The sequence below is a fragment of the Gelidibacter sp. F63206 genome, from assembly GCF_023015735.1.
Map to the genome: position 1 here is coordinate 13,797 of NZ_JALKAU010000078.1, position 18,971 is coordinate 32,767.

Sequence of the window (18,971 nt, forward strand, 5' to 3'; positions counted from 1 at the left end):
TCTTTGGAAACTTTCAACTTTACTAGTTACAACCTGCCTAAGCATGAGGCACTTTTTAAAGTATCATGATTTTTCAGCCTTCACGCATACACGTGACACTTAAAAAATCTCAAAAAACAATCTTATAAAGAACGTTACTTTATACAATTTGAATCAAGTTCAATTTTTAAAGTTGAAACCAACACAGAGGTTGTTATCAAATCGTTTTACTAATTTACAAAAAAATGACTTGTTTGCCAAAATTTCGGACTGTTTAGTTATCAACCGACTATGAACTTGAGTTATTAACATTTGTTCATAAAAAAAGCCTTGAACAAAATCAAGGCTTTTAATAACTGTATGTCTGAGGCGATTATCCTCTTCTTTCTTTAATTCTTGCTTTTCTACCGGTAAGACCTCTAAAGTAGAAGATGCGGGCACGTCTAACTTTACCTTTCTTGTTCACTTCAATCTTCTGAAGTGCTGGAAGGTTGATTGGGAAGATACGCTCTACACCAATTGTTCCTGACATTTTACGGATGGTAAATGTTTCTGTACTACCAGAACCTTTACGTTGCAATACCACACCTCTAAAGAACTGTGTACGCTTTTTATCACCCTCTCTAATTTCGTAATACACAGTGATCGTGTCACCAGCACCGAATTGAGGATATTCTTTTTTTTCTACAAATTCGTCTTGTACAAATTTTACTAAAGAATTCATTTCTTTTAATTTTTAAGATTGATCCAAACCAACATTCACGTAAATCGTCAGAGGTTGATCTGAAATTGGATGCAAAAGTAAGGAATAATTAATAATTAGCAATTAATATTTTAAAAAAATATTGTTTCTTGTTGTTCTGGATGTTGTAGGAATTAGAGATTGGGAGACGGTCGAGTATCAAGTGTTAAGTACCAAGTATGAAGTACCAAATAATAAGATCCTTTAACTAAAAATTAAAATTCAACAATCAACAATTATCCCTATGAGCTTTCACCGCGGCGTCAACTTTAACCTTCCAGTAAATCCGGCCGTCTGTTCTTGGTATGCTCGTAGGCCTGTTCTTCTCGCCACTTCTCGATGTTCGCAAAGTGTCCAGAAAATAAAACTTCAGGGACCTTCATGCCTTTATATTCTCTTGGTTTTGTGTAAATAGGCGGTGCCAATAGGTTGTCTTGAAAAGAATCGGTCAATGCCGAAGTTTCATTGCCCAACACCCCTGGAATAAGTCGTATGATGGCATCGCATAAAACCGCCGCTCCCAATTCGCCCCCGGAAAGTACATAATCTCCAATTGAGATTTCTTTGGTTATCAAAAAATCTCTTACACGCTGGTCTACCCCTTTATAATGTCCGCACAGAATAATAATATTCTCTTTTAATGAAAGGGTGTTGGCCATGCCTTGATTTAAGGTGTTGCCATCTGGCGTCATATAAATGATCTCGTCATAATCACGTTCTTGTTTCAATTGGGAGATGCATTTGTCAATAGGTTCGATCATCATGACCATTCCTGCACCACCACCAAATTGCGTGTCGTCTACTGATTTATAGCGATCAGTTGTATAATCTCTTAAATTATGAAAATGGACTTCGACCAATCCGGCCTCGATGGCACGTTTTAATATAGAGGCCTCAAAAGGACTTTTAAGTAACTCCGGTAAAACTGTAATGATATCTATGCGCATGTTGTTCAGTCTTCAGTTAACGGCAGTCCACAGTGTTCAAAAAAAGACTGAAGAAATCTGCGGTCATTTCTATATGGTATTTAGAATATGTATTTTCAGAATCAATTGAGAAAAAAAACACTTGTCCAATAATTTTCTTTGATTGCTAAAAGGCGACAATGTTTCTAAATACTGAAGTTTTTACACCTCAGTTGTTTTTTAGGATTAAAGCCATTCAATAAAGGACAGTGCTTAAATATGGTTCTGGTTAATTGCAAAGATGCGAAAAAAAGTATTCAATTTTTCTGTATTGTGTCCGTACTTCCGCAAAAATGGAATCTATAAAAAAAATCTGTAAGTTTTCTTACAGATTTCTTACAGATTTCTTTCAGATTTATTTTATGGTTTTTTGTTTATTGATTTCGTCCTGCAACTGCCGCCTTACTTTTTGTTCGCGTTCAAGGGCCGTACGTCTGTGTTCTTCAAATTCTTCTTCCGTTTCTAACAACGATTTTTTGGCCAATTTTGTCACAGAATTACTATTCCTGAACTTATAAATAAATATCAATAAGAATGCGAAAAGAGCGGCAATAATGCTCCACATCAATACATTATAATTGCTTTTGCTCATTTGCCAACCGAATAATGCCATATTATCCTTCTCTTCATTGGTAGCCTCAAGCGTAGATTGGGTTTCAGACAAATTGCTTTTTAAAGTTTTGATTTCGACAGCCTGACTATCCACAACAGTCTGTGTATCCACTAAGTCTTTACGGATGGCCTTTAAAGAATCCATAGTATGGGCCTTTAATGCATATAACCACGTCTTCTTGACCACTTTATAATCCTGGTAGTTGTTTGATCTTTGAATTACATATTCAAACTGATTGTCTACCGTACCTTCAGTTAGTGATAGTTTGTCGTTTTCATCTTTAGCAGATTGTTGAGCATTTGAAACGATAAAAAACAGGCAGGAAATGAGAGTAAGGCTTAGGGTTTTTAATGAATACATTGGTTTGATTTTACTGATGAGGTTAAATTTTGAACAAGATAAAAAAAATATGTAGATGTATGCTAATATTTAAAACAAATAGCCTCACGATAAGGAGGCTATTTTAATATACGATTGAAATTTTATTTTAGATGTTTTGTTTTAATAATATGTAAAACGTCTCACTTTTGAAATATATTTGGCCAATCTGATGACTTGATGACTATAGCCGTATTCATTATCATACCAGACATATAAAATGATATTTTTACCCCCATCTCTTACAATAGTCGCTTTGCTATCATAAATTGCTGGAGCAGAACATCCAATAATATCACTGGATACAAGTTCATCATTCAATTCAAACTTAATCTGCTCTACAAGATTGCCTTCCAAAGCATATTTTTTCATAATGGTATTAATGCCATCGAGAGATGTAGGCTTTTTAAGCTCTAAGTTCAATATTGCCAATGAGCCGTTCGGTACAGGAACTCGGATGGCATTGGAAGTCAATTTTCCTTCCAATGATGGTAGAGCCTTGGAGACCGCACTGCCTGCGCCTGTTTCTGTAATGACCATATTCAATGCTGCGGCACGTCCACGACGGTATTTGTTGTGGAAATTATCAACTAAATTCTGATCATTGGTGTAGGAATGGATGGTCTCCAAATGGCCATGTTTTACACCCAATGTCTCTTCAACAACTTTTAATACTGGCGTAATGGCATTAGTGGTACAGGAAGCTGCTGAAAAAATATCCACATTATCCGGATCGTAATCCAATTGATTAACTCCGTGAACAATATTAGGAAGTCCTTTACCAGGTGCGGTCAATAACACCTTGCTGATACCTTTTGATTTTAGATGCCTACTTAAAGCTTCTTGATCCCTGAAAGCGCCTGTATTGTCAATGACCAAGGCATCCCTTATTCCATATTTGGTATAGTCGATATCTTCTGGAGCATTTGCAGAGATGACATTAACGGTCGTACCGTTGATGATTAGTGCACTGTTTTTTAGATCTGTAATTACAGTTCCGGAAAAATCGCCATGTACAGAATCATTACGAAGTAAGGAGGCTCTTTTTTCTAAAACGACTTGATCAATTTTTCCACGGGTAACAATAGCTCTCAAACGCATTTGGCTGCCTTTGCCTGTTTTTGCCATCAACTCTCTTGCCAATAATCGACCAATTCTTCCAAAACCAAATAAGACCACATCTTTAGGTTTTATGGATTCAATTTTTCTTGCGCTTTTTAGCTTGTTAGCAACAAAAGCGGTAGCATTGGAGTATTTTTGATCTTCCAAATGAAACTCATAGGTCAGTTTCCCAATATCCAATTTGGCTGGAGGAATATCTAAGGTTTTGATGGCCTGAGCAATTTCAACAGAATCGAAGATTGAGATTGGTTTCTGAACAAACTCGCCGGCGTATTCGTGCAGGTTTAAGATGTCACTGACATTTCTGTCAATCAATTCATTTCTGAAAAGTACAAGCTCAATGGATTTGTCATACCATAAATCGCTGACTATTTTAATAAATTCAACTGTTGCTTTTCGTCTATCTGCCTGAAAAGCCAATTCGTTTTCATAAGTTCCGTTCAAACTCATTGTTTTAAAATTTTATGTATCCTCATGGAGCGAAGACACGTTGATGTTGTGTTTTTTTTCCGATGTTTCGGACTGCAAAAGTAATATATTTCAATCGTTTTCGTAACGTTTTGAAGAAATAAAAAACCCTATAGTAAAGTTGAGTACTATAGGGCTGTGAATGGGATGTAAGTCGCTCAATTCTATTTAAAAATAAAGCTCTCTTTTTGTCCTGAATTATTGATGATTGATAATTTTTTTAACTTTTTATCAAAGTCATCGCCATGTTGCTGTTTTAATTTTATGATATCCTCTACGTCATTAATTTTTTGATCGTTGATTTCTGTAATGATATAGCCTCTATTGATGCCTAAGTTTTTATAAAGGGCATAATTCTCGTTTTTGACGACCACAACACCATTAGTGATATTTGCGCTTTTTTTGAGTTCGCTCGGGATGTTTCTCAATTGCATATTCAAAAAATCGACGGTCAAAATTTCGGTCTTGGATAAGGTGACTGGAATTATTTTTTCGTCACCATTTCTTATTAATGTCAAAGTAACGACGTCATTTGGGCGTTTTGTACTCAAATAACCACTTAAGTCAGAGAATTTTGAAATGGTAATATTATCAATTTTCTTGATGATGTCTCCTTTTTTAACACCAGCTTTTTCCGCCCCTGAACGGGCTTCAACATCGCTCACATAAAATCCTTGGGTTGTATTAACTTCAAAGGTTTCAGCAGATTTGCTATTTAGTTCGCCCCCTCTGACTCCTAATACACCTTTTTGAACATTACCAAATTCCATGATATCCTCAACAACTTTTCTGGCAATATTACTCGGTACGGCAAAGGAGTACCCTATATATGAGCCAGTTTGTGATGTGATGGCTGTATTGATACCAATAAGTTCACCTCGTGTATTGACAAGCGCTCCACCTGAATTACCTGGATTCACTGCGGCATCAGTTTGAATGAATGATTGCGCGTTTACCCCAGAGAGGTCTCTTGATTTTGCGCTAATAATTCCGGCGGTAACCGTAGAAGTTAAATTAAATGGATTGCCCACAGCCAAAACCCATTCACCTACCTTTGCCTGATCAGAATCGCCAAAAGTGGCAAAAGCCAAGTCTGTTTCAGCCTCAATCTTTAATAATGCAATATCCGTTTTTTCATCTGTGCCAATAAGTTCGGCATCATATGTTCTGTTGTCATTTAATGTTATGGAAAGCTTTTGTGCCCCATTAATGACATGGTTGTTCGTAATTATATAGCCATCTGGTGAAATAATAACGCCACTCCCGGTACCGACTTGAGCACGCTCTGTGTTTCTGCCCATGAATAAGTCTTGCAATGTCATTGGCGCTCTGCTGATAGTCAAGTTTTTTACGTGGACTACGGAATGTACTGCATCATTTGCAGCTTCTGTGAAATCTGGGACATTTAAGGTGCCATAAGAAGCTACAGCCTTATGGCTTGTAGGAAAATAAGATAGAGTTGAATCTGAACTAATAGTACCGATCTGAACTTCATTATCGTTTTCAATAAAAAACTTGTAGGCAGAAAGAGTCATGATTCCGCCTAATGCAGATACTAAAATTAGGGTCAAAATCTTTTTCATTAGAAATATAGTTTATTAGTGAATTATAAAATTTAAATGTTAAAATGTGAGTGTATAACGATTAAAATTAGCTTTTTGTTATATCAAAAGTGTTTGTTTAACGGATTTTAACGTCAACTTTAACGCTCGTTTAACACCTCTATAAACCGTCAATAATTCTTATATTTGCCAAATCTATGAAACAGACATTCTTTAAATATCAAGGTACAGGTAATGACTTTATAATGATTGACAATCGTTATCTATCCTTTGACAAAAATGATACCAAATACATAAAATTTTTATGTGACCGACGTTTTGGCATTGGTGCTGACGGACTTATCCTACTAGAAAACCACGATTCTTTAGATTTTAAAATGGTGTATTTCAATTCTGATGGGAACGAAAGCTCAATGTGCGGTAATGGTGGGAGATGCATTGTAGCCTTTGCAAATTTCCTTGGCATTATTGAGCACAGCACAAGTTTTGAGGCTGTAGATGGGGTGCACCATGCAGTGATAGAAAAAGAAACCGTAAAACTCCAAATGCAGGATGTTAGTCATTTAGAGAGATTTGAATCGCACGTATTTTTAAATACGGGATCACCACATCATGTTCAAATCGAATCAGATTTGACAGAGCTTGACATAAAAAGAGTTGGGTCTGAAATTAGATATGGTGCTCCTTACAATGACATTGGAAGCAATGTGAATTTTGTTTCCAAGATTTCTGACGAGTCGTTTTCAGTAAGAACCTATGAGCGTGGTGTTGAAGACGAAACCTTGTCCTGTGGGACAGGAGTAACTGCAGTTGCTCTTGCGATGAATTATATTGGAGAAACCGAAAAAAACTTGATCACTTTAAATGTAGAAGGTGGAACCCTTCAGGTGTCTTTTGAGAAAAATGGAGAGGGTTATAAAAACATTTGGTTAATTGGTCCGGCGGTCCAGGTTTTTACAGGTGAAATATGAAGGAAACATTAAAAGGAAAACACATCTATTTAAGAGCCTTGGAACCTGAAGATTTAAGTTTCTTAAGCCGTATCGAAAATGATGAGACCTTATGGGAATTGAGTCATACCCAAACACCATATTCCCAATACATATTAAAAGAATATTTAGCAAATTCGCATCTTGATATTTATGAGGCTAAACAGTTGCGTTTAGTTATTTCCAATTATGCTGGTCAACCTTTGGGGATGATTGATTTGTTTGATTTCGATTTTAAAAACAGTCGCGCTGGTATCGGTGTACTGATCCGGCATCTTGGAGACAGACAAAAAGGATATGGTAAAGAAGCTCTCCAGTTATTGATCGATTACAGTTTTAAACATCTTAATCTGCATCAACTCTATTGCAACATTTTAGAAGATAATAAAGCAAGCATTAAGCTGTTTACCAATCAAGGGTTTGAAATTGTAGGTCTTAAAAAAGACTGGGTTTTCAGTAACAAAACATATAAGAACGAATATTTATTACAACTCATCAATTCCTAATGTATATAAAAAAAATTCTCATTGCCATTGTCCTCATCGGTTTAGTGGTAGCAGGTTTCATCGCCTACACGATTTATCAAACCATGTTTGTCTCTAACACGGCGTTCAATAACGATGTTGCTTATATTAAGATTCCAACCAATGCTACGTATAAAGAAGTTAGGGCGGAACTGGAGCCTTTATTGAAAGATATAGATAAATTTGACGCTCTTGCTGAACGCAAAAAATACACGACAAACATTAAAGCAGGTAAGTATGCCATAAAGAAAGGAATGAACAATAATGATATTATTAATTCCATTAGGAGTAATAATATTCCTGTGAAGCTATCATTTAACAATCAAGAGTCCTTGGAGCGATTGGCGGGTCGGATTTCTACTCAAATTGAAGCGGATAGTTTGGAATTATTTACCGTCATGTCTTCTCCTGAATTTTTAAAATCGAATGGCTTTTCATCCAAAACAGCATTGGGAATGTATATTCCCAATAGTTATCAGTTTTTCTGGAACACTTCTGCTGAACAGTTTAGAGAGCGCATGTTAAAAGAGTATAATCGCTTTTGGAATGATGAACGGATGGCAAAAGCGAAGGCGCTCAACTTGACGCCAGATGAAGTTATGACCATGGCATCCATTGTGCAAAAAGAGACCGCTAAGGTTGATGAACGGAAAAGAGTTGCAGGTGTATATATGAATAGATTAAAAATAGGGATGCCATTACAGGCAGACCCAACCGTAATCTATGCAATTAAACTCACTTCTGGCAATTTTGACCAAGTTATCAAACGTGTACTTTATAAAGATTTGGAAATAGATTCTCCTTACAATACCTATAAATATGCCGGATTGCCACCTGGCTTAATTACAATGCCAGACATCAGTTCAATAGATGCGGTCCTTAATTATGAGAAGCACGATTATTATTATTTTGTGGCAGATGTCAAGAATTTTGGATATCACAAGTTTGCCAAGACCTTGTCACAGCATAATGTCAACAGACAGGAATATGTACGTTGGATTAATCAGCAAGGGGTAAACAGGTAAAATTATGCCAGGATTAAAATTTATTTTAATTTTATTTCTCACTACTTCAGTTTATTCACAATCCAAAATTGACAAATTTCTAACTCCAAGTGACACTCTCAATACCTCAAGAAGGACTGCTGTTTATATATCAGAAGCAACTATTGGTGGCTTAACTCTACTGGCGCTCGATCAGCTGTGGTATGCAGATTATGAGCGATCCAATTTCCACACCATAAACGACAATAATGAATGGCTACAGATGGATAAAATGGGCCATGTTTTTTCGTCATACCAATTAGGAAGGATGGGAGCAAACCTTTTAAATTGGAGTGGCGCCAGTAAAAAAGAACAATTGATGTACGGTTCCACATTAGGATTCACGTTTTTAACTGCCGTTGAAATTTTTGATGGTTTTAGTAAAGAATGGGGTTTTTCATGGGGAGATATAATGGCCAATGGTGTTGGCACTGGACTTTATATTGGCCAAGACCTGCTTTGGAAAGAACAACGGATGACTTTAAAATTTTCATTTCATCAGACTAAGTATGCTCAATTAAATCCTGAAATGTTGGGTAACGGGTTTTTAGAAGAGGTTTTAAAGGATTATAACGGACAAACCTATTGGTTGAGTTTAAATATACATTCCTTCATAAATAGTGATCATATTCCTAAATGGTTGAATCTTGCCGTAGGCTATAGTGCAGATGGCATGGTATTTGCTCATAATGAGCCTGTTAACAACTTTGTTACTAACAAAAACAGAAAACGGCAATTCTATTTGAGTTTAGACGTAGATTTGTCAAGGATAGAAACAAAATCACATGTATTAAAGTCCGTTTTTGATGTTTTGAACGTAATTAAGGTGCCTTTTCCCGCTTTGGAGTTTACCGATAAAAATGGCATTAAGCTCCATGGCATCTACTTTTAGAGACCTTAAGCGATTAATTTTGAGGGTTTAATAAAAAACCATACCTTTGCACGCTGAAATTTAAGTCTGCTAAAAAATATAAAAGGCTTTACAAAGATTAGGAATTATGTTAAAAAAGATCACTAATTATTTTGTTATCCCTTTTGCAATTTGTGTCATTTTAATCACGACACTTTTTCCAAAAACGACTGTAGATATGACTAATTTTTCTACTGAAGGATTAGAACTAAATTACACAGTTTCGGAGGATATCGCACTTTCTGCCACTTTTGAACAATCATCCCAAAACACAAATTATAATAAGTTTTTCCCATATTTAGGCAAGTCCTATTTAGGGTTTAAGGAAGCGCTTGCGTTTAAAGAATCTCGTGGAAATTATTTTACGGTGAATGATTTGGGGTATTTAGGTAAATATCAATTTGGAGCCGAGACATTAAAGTTACTGGGGGTTTATAATCCAGAATACTTTTTGTACACGCCAGAATTGCAAGAGAAAGCATTCTTAGCCAATTCAGAGCGAAATAAGTGGATATTAAGAAAAGATATTGCACGTTTTGTGGGTACAGAAATTCATGGCACTACAATTACCGAATCGGGTATACTTGCGGCTGCACATTTGGCTGGACCGGGAAGTGTAAAGAAATTCTTAAGAAGTCGCGGAGGGTATAATCTTTCCGATGCTTATGGGACGTCTATTTCTTATTATATGAAACGATTTTCCGGATACGATACCTCGTTCATAAAACCCAATCAAAAAGCAAAGGCCAATTTATAATCAGTCCTTGTGAATGATAAATATGGCAGGACGTTTGTGCAGGTCCACTTTGATGTGTTTCCAGTCTTTAACGTTGTATGTCTTTATGTACTCTGTAGCCAAGGTAAGGTCGCAGGCCACACAGAGCCTGGTTTGCGGATGTAGGGTTGAGCACAAATCCTCTAACATTTTATTGTTCCGATAAGGCGTTTCGATAAACATTTGACTCTGGTTTTGATCATTGGATAATTTTTCCAGACGCTTCAATTCTATTTTTCTTTCGTTTTTATCGATGGGTAAATAGCCATTAAAAGCAAAGCTTTGTCCGTTCATGCCAGAGCCCATTAATGCCATGATAATGGATGATGGACCCACTAGTGGCACTACTTGGATCTTGTTCTGATGTGCCAACATGACAATGTCAGATCCTGGATCTGCAATTGCAGGGCATCCTGCCTCAGATAATAGTCCCATAGGTCTCCCTTCTTTGCAAGCATCTAAAAAAGACGACTTTTCAGAGGTTAAGGTGAACTTATTCAGAATTTTTAATTCAAGAGAAGGTTGTGATTTTTCGGGATGGATCTTTTTGATAAAACGTCTTGCGGATTTTTCATTTTCGACAATATAGTCGTTAGTAAGATCTATGATTTTCTTTATCGAAGAGGGCAAGACTTCCCAAACGGGATCCTCACCTAAATCTGTAGGAATTAAATATAGCTTACCGAAGTCTGGTTTCATTAATTCTTAACAAATTTTCGGGTTGTTTTTTGGCCAGCATCATTTAAAATCTCCATAATATACATCCCTTTAGCCATGCTTTTAGTGGAAATCTTTGATGAATTATTGTCGAAAGTGATCAACGTCTTGATCTGTTGTCCTTGAATATTATAGACATATACCTCAGATATTTGCGTATTTGCCGTACCAAAATCTATAGTTAGTTCATCGTTAACAGGATTTGGATAGAGTTTGATATGTGAAAGGGCAGTTTCCTCTATACCCATAGTTGCATCCTTTATTTTGTAAATTGATCCAGAACTTATATCTCCAATGTACAATTCGCCATTAACATCTTCACCGAAGGTAGTCCAGTTATTGCCACTAAAAGGTTCAGTAAAGGACATTGACCAATTTCCATTATCTTCTTTGAGCATTCCAATTTCGGAACTACAATAGTCAGCAAAAAAATAAATACCTCTAAGACTTGGTTGTGCAGTACCTCTATATCTGTAACCCCCAGTAATAGAACATTTGAAACGACCACTGTTATCATGTGAATATTCAGCAATAGGAAAGGTTAGGGTATTAACATCGGGGCAATTGCTGGTATTATATGTGTTATTTCCTTCGTAACATCGCCATCCGTAGTTAAGACCTGCTTCGGAAGCGGAGGCTTTATTGATTTCTTCAAATTTTAATTGACCAACATCCGCAATCCATATATCATTGGTTGTTTTGTCAATTGAGAATTTCCAAGGATTCCTGAGGCCAGAAGCCCAAATTTCGTTTAATGCATTGGGATTATCAACATAAGGGTTATTGTTGGGGATACCGTAATTGTTTCCATTTTGTGGGTTGTTTACATCGATTCTTAAAAGTTTCCCTAAAAAGGTTCCAAGATTTTGAGACCTATCCTGCGGATCTCCACTGTCGCCCCCATCGCCAAGAGCAATAAGAAGAAATCCGTTATTATCAAAAACAATTTCACCACCATTATGATTTGTATAAGGTTGTGGGATTTTCATAAGAATAAGCTCTGAATTTGGATCTGCAAGTTGAATGTTAGAGTTGCTTCTGGAGAATCTCGAAATAATCGTTTCTAAGCTGTTGTTGACGTAATTCACATAAAAATATCCGTTTGAAGCATAGTTAGGATGAAATGCCAAGCCCAGAAGCCCGCGTTCATCCTTACCATCACTGACCTTGTCATTGATATTTAAAAATGGCTGATTATTAAGTATTCCGTTTTCATTTACGATCTGTATGAGGCCATCACGATCAAGAACAAATAATCGAGAATCTCCGGCATGTTGAATATTTACCGTATTTGAGACGCCCGTTGCAAATAATTCCAATTCAATCTCTTGTGCATAACTTTGGGCACTACATACAAGCGCAATAAAAAAAAATACTCTATTCATAATCTTCATTTTTAAAAAGTTAGCCCTAAACTACGAAAAAAATAAAGAGGTATAATATAGTTAGGTATTTAAATTGTAGGAAATTTTTTCACAGGCATCATCCAAAAGAATAAAGACATCCTCAAAGTCTTGAGTATTTCCCCAATAAGGATCTGGAACTTCGTGCCCAATGGATGTTTCAGCATCCTGTAGAATTAGTTTCACTTTAGCGATATCTTCTGCGTTTCTTGCCAATTTCACAACATTATCATAGTTGGATTGATCCATGACATAGATAATGTCGAAATTGTCAAAATCTGAAAGTTCAAATTGTCTGCATTTTTGATTGGAAATGTCCAGTCCTTTCGCTTTTGCAATTGCAATGGAACGATGGTCGGGTGATTTACCTATATGATAATTGGCTGTTCCGGCAGAGTCAACTTTAAATTTGTCGGCAGGCAATTTGGATTCAAGAATGCCATGCGCTAATGGTGATCTGCAGATATTTCCCAAACAAACCATTAAGATTCTTGTCATGATAATTAAGTTTTATGTTAATTCCTCCAAACAGAGTGATTAAGGCAAATAGATTGACAATTTACATTTGCTATTCAAACTGCTAAGAGACTTCTTGTTTTTGATCAGAAGTTGAAGGGTTTCTATACGAATACAGCTTTTTAGAGTGACAATTTCTTGGCAATGTCCTCAACATACTTTCTGAATTGTTTGTCAGTAGAAGAGAGGTTGTCAACTGTTTTGCAAGCATGAAGAACAGTGGCGTGGTCACGTTTGCCAATTTGGGATCCAATGCTGGCCAATGATGCCTTAGTATATTTTTTTGCAAAAAACATGGCTAACTGTCTCGCTTGTACAATATGTCTTTTTCTTGTTTTGGATTGTAAGGTGTCAACATCCATTTGGAAGTAATCTGAAACTACTTTTTGAATATAATCGATGGATACCTCACGTTTGGTGTTTTTAACAAATTTCTCGACAATTTCCTTAGCTAAGCTTATGGTAATCTCTTTTTTGTTGAATGAAGATTGGGCTATTAAGGAGATAATGGCACCTTCAAGTTCCCTTACATTGCTTTTGATATGTTTGGCTACATATTCAATTATATCATCAGGCATTTCCACACCATCACGATACAATTTATTCTTTAAAATGGAGACACGTGTTTCAAAATCAGGACTTTGCAATTCAGCGGAAAGCCCCCATTTAAATCGGGATAATAAACGTTGTTCAATATCCTGCATGTCTACAGGTGCTTTATCAGATGTTAGGATGACCTGCTTCCCATTCTGGTGTAAGTGATTGAAAATATGGAAGAATACATCTTGAGTTCCTGTTTTACCGGATAAGAATTGAACATCATCAATAATTAAAACATCAATTATTTGATAGAAGTGAATGAAATCATTTCTATTGTTCTTCTTGACAGAATCTATGTACTGCTGTGTGAATTTTTCGGCAGAAATATAAAGTACTGTTTTTTCCGGATATTTATCTTTAATGTCTATACCAATGGCATGGGCTAAATGGGTTTTGCCAAGACCAACACCACCAAAGATCAAAAGTGGGTTAAAAGAGGTCCCTCCTGGTTTATTCGCCACAGCCAATCCGGCATTTCTCGCTAAACGATTGGAGTCGCCTTCTAAGAAATTTTCAAAATTGTAATTAGGATTGAGTTGAGATTCAATTTTTACATTTCTAATTCCTGGTATGATGAATGGGTTTTTTAATTCTGGATTTTTATTTTTTAGCGGAATATCAACATCTTGAGATTTTACTGCGCTTCTATTGGAACTTGGTATTTTTTCAGTAAAAGGTTGTTTATTGCCATAAGTGTTCTCCATTTTTATGACATATACTAATTTTGCCCGCTCTCCAAGTTCTTTGTTTAAGGCTACTTTTAGGATTTTTACGTAATGCTCTTCCAGCCATTCGTAAAAGAATTTACTAGGTACCTGGATGCTCAGGGCATTGTCAGTAAGCTTTACTGCTGTAATAGGTTCAAACCAAGTTTTATATGCTTGGGGTTGGATGTTGTCCTTTATAAATGATAGACAATTTTTCCAAACCGATTGCGCAGTTACCTCCATTGTAAAAAGTTAATTTTTTGTTGTTAGTCAGATTAGCAAAAAAAGAGAAATTTGTGTTTTCTCTTGAATAATTTCCGAGACAAATATGTGAACAAATTTCTGAAAAAAAAAATCAAATGCTATTGAATATTCAGAATTAAATCCCCATGTTTAATCCGCGATGAAAATACAAAAAATAAACCAAACAAAGATGTCAAATCCTTTATATTACCACGAAATTGAACTTAGAGTGCGTTATGCTGAAACTGACCAAATGGGGATTGTCTATTACGGAAACTATGCCCAATACTTTGAGGTTGGTAGGGTAGAGTGGTTGAGGAAATTTGGAATTTCCTATAAAAGTATGGAGAAGGAAGGTCTCATGTTGCCCGTAGTAAGTCTAAATGTAAAATACAAAAAGCCAGCGCGTTACGATGACCTTATTAAAGTGAAAACTCAGTTGGTAAAATTGCCTTCTGCAAGTATTGAATTTGATTACGAAATCACAAATCAATCGGGGGAAATTTTAACCAAAGGAAATACCGAATTGGTATTTATCGATGTTAGTAGGAATAGGCCTACAAGATGTCCTAAATATCTTTTAGACAAACTGCGGAATTAATCGTCCAAAATTTTTAATTCCACTCCGAAAATTGGTTCGAAAGCTTCTAAAACACTTTTTATATTTTTTAATCTGACCGAAATAATTATTACGCAGGTCAATTCTAGAGTTTGTCGTGATATTTTTAGGTTTTTTTCTTTGATAACACGCATCACTTTGTTCATGTCTTTATACTCAAATTTGAGTTCTATCTCTTGATTTATAGTTTTGGTGACGATTTTAGAATGCTCTAATGCCATTTGGGCAGCCGTTTTATAAGCGGTTATAAGTCCGCCAACCCCCAATTTTATACCTCCAAAATACCTGACCACAACAATCAATACATTGGTGACTTCAAACGATTGGATTTGGCCATAAATAGGCATTCCCGCACTGTTGTTCGGTTCTCCGTCATCATTGACCCTAAATTGGTATTGATTTTCAAGAATTCCCAGCTGATAGGCGTAGCACCAATGTCTGGCAGAATGATGTTGTTTTTTAAGATTTTCAAGATGGATTTTGACATCATCTTCCGTTTTGATTGGAAATGCATACCCTAAAAACTTACTGTTTTTCTCTTTAAACTGAACTTCAATTGAAGATTTGGCTATGGTTTTGTAGGTGTCTTTTTCTGTCATATCATGCAAAAGTTACTAAATAAATGGCAATAAGTGCCAATCCAATTCCCGTCCAATTCCTATTGGTTAAATGCTCCTTAAAAACCCAAAGGCCAATTAATGTTGATATCATTACTATAGCTACATTATTTATGGTGAAAAAAGTAGAGCTTTCCATATTTTGAGATTGTAGTGCTTTAATGATATAATATAAGGAAGCATAATTGAAAAGTCCTAAGGCTAAACCTCCAAGAATGCTTTTTGAATCCAGTTGCAATTGGTTGCGAAATTTTTTAACGGCTAAAATGCTCATCCCGATTAGTCCTGCAAATCCGAAAACACAAGCCGAAAACAAAGGTATATTCTCTTCGGAAATGGAGGTTCGCTGTAAGTAATTGATATAGGTGTCACTGAGTCCTGAACCTAAAAAGAGAGCTAATGGTAGCAAAAGGTTTTTTCTGAAATTAACCGTAGTTTTTGACTTTACTGAAACCAGATACACCGCAATGAAAGCTAAAACTATACCACTGATTTTTTGAAACCCAATACTTTCTCGGAATAAGATGACTCCAAAAATGATCGGAATAATGACACTCATCTTTGAGGCCACAGAAGCCACAGAAAGCCCGTTTTTCTGAGCGGTCCATGCCATCATGGTGAAAAGACCTATAAATAGAGCGCCTACAATAATACTCCCTAAAAACCACTCAGCATCAAATATGGAGTTGATAGCTATCGCATCTCGAGCAGTGAAAAGACCAAAGCTAAAGGCTACTATATAATTGACTACAATAGTTTGAAAGGTATTGACCTCGAATTTCTCCAGTAGTTTAAAAACGACAAATATGAATAATGACGCCGTTATACTGAGAATAAGGTAGATCAAAATAGTTCTTTTTTGGTTGAGAATAAGGTCGTTATATCCTCAGTTTCTGGATTGATATGCCATGTGTGGATGCCCAATTTTGAAGCAGAAATAATATTTTCTTCAGTATCATCAATAAACAGGGATTCCTCGGCTTTAATACTATTATCTTTTAAAACGTATTCGTAAATATTGGCGTTAGGTTTTCTTAGTTGGATTTCATGTGAAAGGTAGAAGGCGTCAAAATGTGCTTTAAATTCTTCGTAAAAACCTATGTTTTCTTTTACCCAGTTGATATGCAATTCATTGGTGTTGCTCAATAAAATAAGTTTATACTTTTTGCCCGCCGCCAACTGTTCCAAAAACTCCAATCTGTGCAATGGAAAATCCCTTAAAATATAATTCCAGGAATCTAAAAGCGTGTCCCTGTCGTGGTCAGGGAAATTATCCAAATAAAACTCCAGAAACTCATCTGTGCTCATAAGGCCTTGTTCATAAAGAGTATTTATGGCGTGTATTTCATCTGAGAGTTCATTCATTTCAAATAAGTTGAGCGCATTTTCCTTAGCGCCCTTTTTATCTAGATTGATAAATACATCTCCAAAATCAAATATGATGTTTCTAATCATTGGTATAAAGTTTTAAGGTGTCGTTGATGATTTTTTCTTCAGAAAGTAACCTGCCAGAAATGTGGGGCGCTTTTGTGCCGGTTATGAAATTCGCGGTGCTTTTGAAAACCCGTGCTTCATCCCAACAATTCTCATCTATAAAAGTTTGAAGGGTTTGGCGTCCGCCTTCAATAATGACAGAATTAATGTCATGCTTAAAAAGAATCGTACAAATTTGATGGGCAATTTTATCTTTAAAATCCCATTTAAGGTACTCCGTGATTACTGACTGGCAAGTTAACTCCAAATTATCAGGTTCAGTCTCCGTAATACATTCTTCTTGCTTTTCACTTATTCTAATCGTTTTTGCCTTGGCATCGAAAACAGCGACATCTATGGATAAACGTGAGTTCTTATCCAAAACTATACGTATTGGATTTCTGCCGTACCAATCCCTCGTGGTCAAGCTGGGATTATCTTCAATGACCGTATTCGTTCCTACTAAAATAGCTTGTTCTTCGGCGCGCCATTTATGTACCAACTGTCGTGAAGATTGATTGGTAATCCAAACTGGTTTTTGTTCATCCCTTGATGAGGGTGCAATAAAACCATCGGCAGTTTCCGCCCATTTTAATATGATATAGGGGCGTTTTTTATTGTGAAACGTAAAAAAACGCTTGTGATGAGCTTTGACTTCATCTTCCAAAACGCCTACAATAATTTCACATCCTGAAGCCTTCAGTTTTTCAATGCCTTTTCCTGCAACGGCACTATGTGTGTCCGTAGTGCCGATAACCACCTTGGGAATTTTAAATTTGATTATGGCATTGGTACAGGGTGGAGTTTTTCCAAAATGAGAACAGGGTTCTAAGGTCACATAAAGTGTTGATTTTGGAAGTAAGCTCGGGTTTTTCACGCTATTAATGGCATTCACTTCAGCATGGGCGCCCCCATATGGACTTGTAAAACCCTCTCCAATAATCATTTGGCCATGTACGATAACACATCCCACCATTGGGTTTGGAGCTGTAGTCCCCAGTCCATTTTTGCCGATTTCGATGCAACGTTTTATATATTTTTCATGTATATTCATCCCGATAATTATCGAAACAAAAATAACATATTATTGTGAGCAAAGAGGCTATCTTGATCAGAGAAATTAAAACAGAAGATGACACCCAAGTGGCAGAGGTTATTCGTGCGGTTTTGATTGAAATGGGTGTGCCGAAAGTAGGAACGGCTTATGCCGATAAGGCGCTTGATGAAATGACCACTACTTATAATAAGTACAAAACAGCTTATTTTGTGGTTGAAGATCAGGGAAAAATTATTGGAGGCGCTGGAGTAGCTCCATTAGAGAATTATAAAGGTCCAATTTGTGAGTTGCAGAAAATGTATTTTTTGCCCGAGGCAAGAGGGAAGGGACTGGGTATGAAAATGATGGAGGTATGTTTGGAAAAAGCCAAATCGTTTGGTTTTGAAAAATGCTATCTCGAAACCTTTCCTTATATGAAAGATGCCACAAAACTTTATGTCAAATCTGGATTTGAGCCTTTGAAAGGTCCATTGGGGGATACGGGACATTATTCATGTAATGTTTGGATGCTAAAAATATTATAATGCTATTAAAAACACTACGCGAACACTTCTATTCGTCACTCAAAGAGGACTACCCTGAAACCGAAATTCAATCTTTTTTTAATTTGTTGTCCGAGTGTTATTTGAAAATGAAACGAGTGGAGGTTAGCCTAAATCTGTATTTACCTATTTCGGGAAAAAAAACGGAAAAGTTTGACAATGCCATCACAAGACTTAAAAACCAAGAACCGATTCAATATATTATAGGATCTACTGAGTTTTATGGTTTGCCATTTAAGGTTACGGAAAACACATTGATCCCACGACCTGAAACCGAAGAGTTGGTGCAATGGGTAACGGATATTTCCAAATCCAAAACTGAAAGCTTATCTATTCTTGATATTGGCACCGGAACGGGATGTATTGCTATCTCTTTAGCAAAAAACAGACCCAATGACAAGGTGTTC

General features: G+C 36.3%; 20 protein-coding genes and 1 pseudogene. 8 read left to right on the top strand and 13 right to left on the bottom strand.

The window, feature by feature from the left end:
* Positions 1 to 352: 352 nt before the first annotated feature.
* The 5 genes from rplS to MWU32_RS04400 form a co-directional block, all read right to left on the bottom strand.
* Positions 353 to 703, bottom strand: coding sequence for a 50S ribosomal protein L19 (rplS, locus tag MWU32_RS04380; RefSeq protein WP_246938128.1), 351 nt, complete (start codon positions 701 to 703; stop codon positions 353 to 355).
* 287 nt (positions 704 to 990) lie between these two features.
* A complete protein-coding gene (gene trmD / locus MWU32_RS04385; RefSeq protein WP_246938130.1) occupies positions 991 to 1,668 on the bottom strand; it encodes a tRNA (guanosine(37)-N1)-methyltransferase TrmD in 678 nt (225 codons plus the stop codon).
* Positions 1,669 to 2,041: 373 nt separating this feature from the next.
* Positions 2,042 to 2,659 carry a tRNA (guanine-N1)-methyltransferase gene (locus MWU32_RS04390; RefSeq protein WP_246938132.1) on the bottom strand — a complete coding sequence of 206 codons (618 nt, stop codon included), beginning with the start codon at positions 2,657 to 2,659 and terminating at the stop codon, positions 2,042 to 2,044.
* A gap of 141 nt (positions 2,660 to 2,800) precedes the next feature.
* Positions 2,801 to 4,249 carry a glyceraldehyde-3-phosphate dehydrogenase gene (locus MWU32_RS04395; protein WP_246938134.1) on the bottom strand — a complete coding sequence of 483 codons (1,449 nt, stop codon included), beginning with the start codon at positions 4,247 to 4,249 and terminating at the stop codon, positions 2,801 to 2,803.
* Positions 4,250 to 4,431: 182 nt separating this feature from the next.
* Positions 4,432 to 5,850, bottom strand: a complete 1,419-nt coding sequence (locus tag MWU32_RS04400) for a trypsin-like peptidase domain-containing protein (RefSeq protein ID WP_246938136.1) — start codon at positions 5,848 to 5,850, stop codon at positions 4,432 to 4,434.
* Between the two features lie 176 nt (positions 5,851 to 6,026).
* Here MWU32_RS04400 and dapF point away from each other — a divergent pair, with 176 nt between their 5' ends.
* The 5 genes from dapF (at position 6,027) to MWU32_RS04425 (ending at position 10,052) form a co-directional block, all read left to right on the top strand.
* On the top strand, positions 6,027 to 6,800 hold the full coding sequence (dapF, locus tag MWU32_RS04405; protein ID WP_246938138.1) for a diaminopimelate epimerase: 774 nt from the start codon (positions 6,027 to 6,029) through the stop codon (positions 6,798 to 6,800).
* Positions 6,797 to 7,324 (top strand): GNAT family N-acetyltransferase, encoded by a 528-nt coding sequence (locus MWU32_RS04410; RefSeq protein WP_246938140.1) that lies wholly within the window; start codon positions 6,797 to 6,799, stop codon positions 7,322 to 7,324. The genes dapF and MWU32_RS04410 overlap by 4 nt, the downstream gene beginning before the upstream one ends.
* Positions 7,324 to 8,367 (top strand): endolytic transglycosylase MltG, encoded by a 1,044-nt coding sequence (gene mltG / locus MWU32_RS04415; RefSeq protein WP_246938142.1) that lies wholly within the window; start codon positions 7,324 to 7,326, stop codon positions 8,365 to 8,367. Before MWU32_RS04410 ends, mltG begins: the two co-directional genes overlap by 1 nt.
* 4 nt (positions 8,368 to 8,371) lie before the next feature.
* Positions 8,372 to 9,277: a DUF2279 domain-containing protein gene (locus MWU32_RS04420; protein WP_246938144.1), complete on the top strand. Its 906-nt coding sequence runs from the start codon at positions 8,372 to 8,374 to the stop codon at positions 9,275 to 9,277.
* Between the two features lie 106 nt (positions 9,278 to 9,383).
* Positions 9,384 to 10,052, top strand: a complete 669-nt coding sequence (locus MWU32_RS04425; RefSeq protein ID WP_246938147.1) for a peptidoglycan-binding protein LysM — start codon at positions 9,384 to 9,386, stop codon at positions 10,050 to 10,052.
* On the opposite strand, the gene MWU32_RS04430 is transcribed toward MWU32_RS04425, so the two are convergent.
* The 4 genes from MWU32_RS04430 to dnaA all read right to left on the bottom strand — a co-directional run bounded on the left by MWU32_RS04430 (position 10,053) and on the right by dnaA (position 14,256).
* Positions 10,053 to 10,769: an SAM-dependent methyltransferase gene (locus MWU32_RS04430; RefSeq protein WP_246938149.1), complete on the bottom strand. Its 717-nt coding sequence runs from the start codon at positions 10,767 to 10,769 to the stop codon at positions 10,053 to 10,055. It lies immediately after the preceding gene.
* Positions 10,769 to 12,172, bottom strand: coding sequence for a PQQ-dependent sugar dehydrogenase (locus MWU32_RS04435; protein WP_246938151.1), 1,404 nt, complete (start codon positions 12,170 to 12,172; stop codon positions 10,769 to 10,771). Before MWU32_RS04435 ends, MWU32_RS04430 begins: the two co-directional genes overlap by 1 nt.
* A 60-nt stretch (positions 12,173 to 12,232) precedes the next feature.
* On the bottom strand, positions 12,233 to 12,688 hold the full coding sequence (locus tag MWU32_RS04440) for a low molecular weight protein-tyrosine-phosphatase (RefSeq protein ID WP_246938153.1): 456 nt from the start codon (positions 12,686 to 12,688) through the stop codon (positions 12,233 to 12,235).
* Positions 12,689 to 12,828: 140 nt separating this feature from the next.
* The gene (gene dnaA / locus MWU32_RS04445; protein WP_246938154.1) at positions 12,829 to 14,256 is read right to left on the bottom strand and encodes a chromosomal replication initiator protein DnaA; all 1,428 of its coding nucleotides are present in this window, start codon (positions 14,254 to 14,256) and stop codon (positions 12,829 to 12,831) included.
* Between the two features lie 190 nt (positions 14,257 to 14,446).
* Here dnaA and MWU32_RS04450 point away from each other — a divergent pair, with 190 nt between their 5' ends.
* Positions 14,447 to 14,857 (top strand): acyl-CoA thioesterase, encoded by a 411-nt coding sequence (locus MWU32_RS04450; RefSeq protein WP_246938155.1) that lies wholly within the window; start codon positions 14,447 to 14,449, stop codon positions 14,855 to 14,857.
* On the opposite strand, the gene MWU32_RS04455 is transcribed toward MWU32_RS04450, so the two are convergent.
* Genes MWU32_RS04455 through ribD form a run of 4 tightly spaced genes read right to left on the bottom strand, consistent with a single transcriptional unit; the run spans position 14,854 to position 18,019 of the window.
* Complete coding sequence (locus tag MWU32_RS04455) at positions 14,854 to 15,474, bottom strand: IMPACT family protein (RefSeq protein WP_246938156.1); 621 nt, start codon at positions 15,472 to 15,474, stop codon at positions 14,854 to 14,856. The genes MWU32_RS04450 and MWU32_RS04455 overlap by 4 nt on opposite strands.
* Position 15,475: 1 nt before the next feature.
* Positions 15,476 to 16,339 carry an EamA family transporter gene (locus MWU32_RS04460; RefSeq protein ID WP_246938157.1) on the bottom strand — a complete coding sequence of 288 codons (864 nt, stop codon included), beginning with the start codon at positions 16,337 to 16,339 and terminating at the stop codon, positions 15,476 to 15,478.
* A complete protein-coding gene (locus MWU32_RS04465) occupies positions 16,336 to 16,947 on the bottom strand; it encodes an HAD family hydrolase (RefSeq protein ID WP_246938158.1) in 612 nt (203 codons plus the stop codon). Before MWU32_RS04465 ends, MWU32_RS04460 begins: the two co-directional genes overlap by 4 nt.
* The gene (ribD, locus tag MWU32_RS04470; RefSeq protein WP_246938159.1) at positions 16,940 to 18,019 is read right to left on the bottom strand and encodes a bifunctional diaminohydroxyphosphoribosylaminopyrimidine deaminase/5-amino-6-(5-phosphoribosylamino)uracil reductase RibD; all 1,080 of its coding nucleotides are present in this window, start codon (positions 18,017 to 18,019) and stop codon (positions 16,940 to 16,942) included. The genes MWU32_RS04465 and ribD overlap by 8 nt, the downstream gene beginning before the upstream one ends.
* 35 nt (positions 18,020 to 18,054) lie before the next feature.
* Here ribD and MWU32_RS04475 point away from each other — a divergent pair, with 35 nt between their 5' ends.
* Together MWU32_RS04475 and MWU32_RS04480 are read left to right on the top strand one after the other, a co-directional pair.
* On the top strand, positions 18,055 to 18,546 hold the full coding sequence (locus tag MWU32_RS04475; protein WP_246938160.1) for a GNAT family N-acetyltransferase: 492 nt from the start codon (positions 18,055 to 18,057) through the stop codon (positions 18,544 to 18,546).
* A pseudogene (locus tag MWU32_RS04480) lies at positions 18,546 to 18,971 on the top strand (protein-(glutamine-N5) methyltransferase, release factor-specific); the annotation flags it as partial. The gene MWU32_RS04475 and the pseudogene MWU32_RS04480, both read left to right, overlap by 1 nt.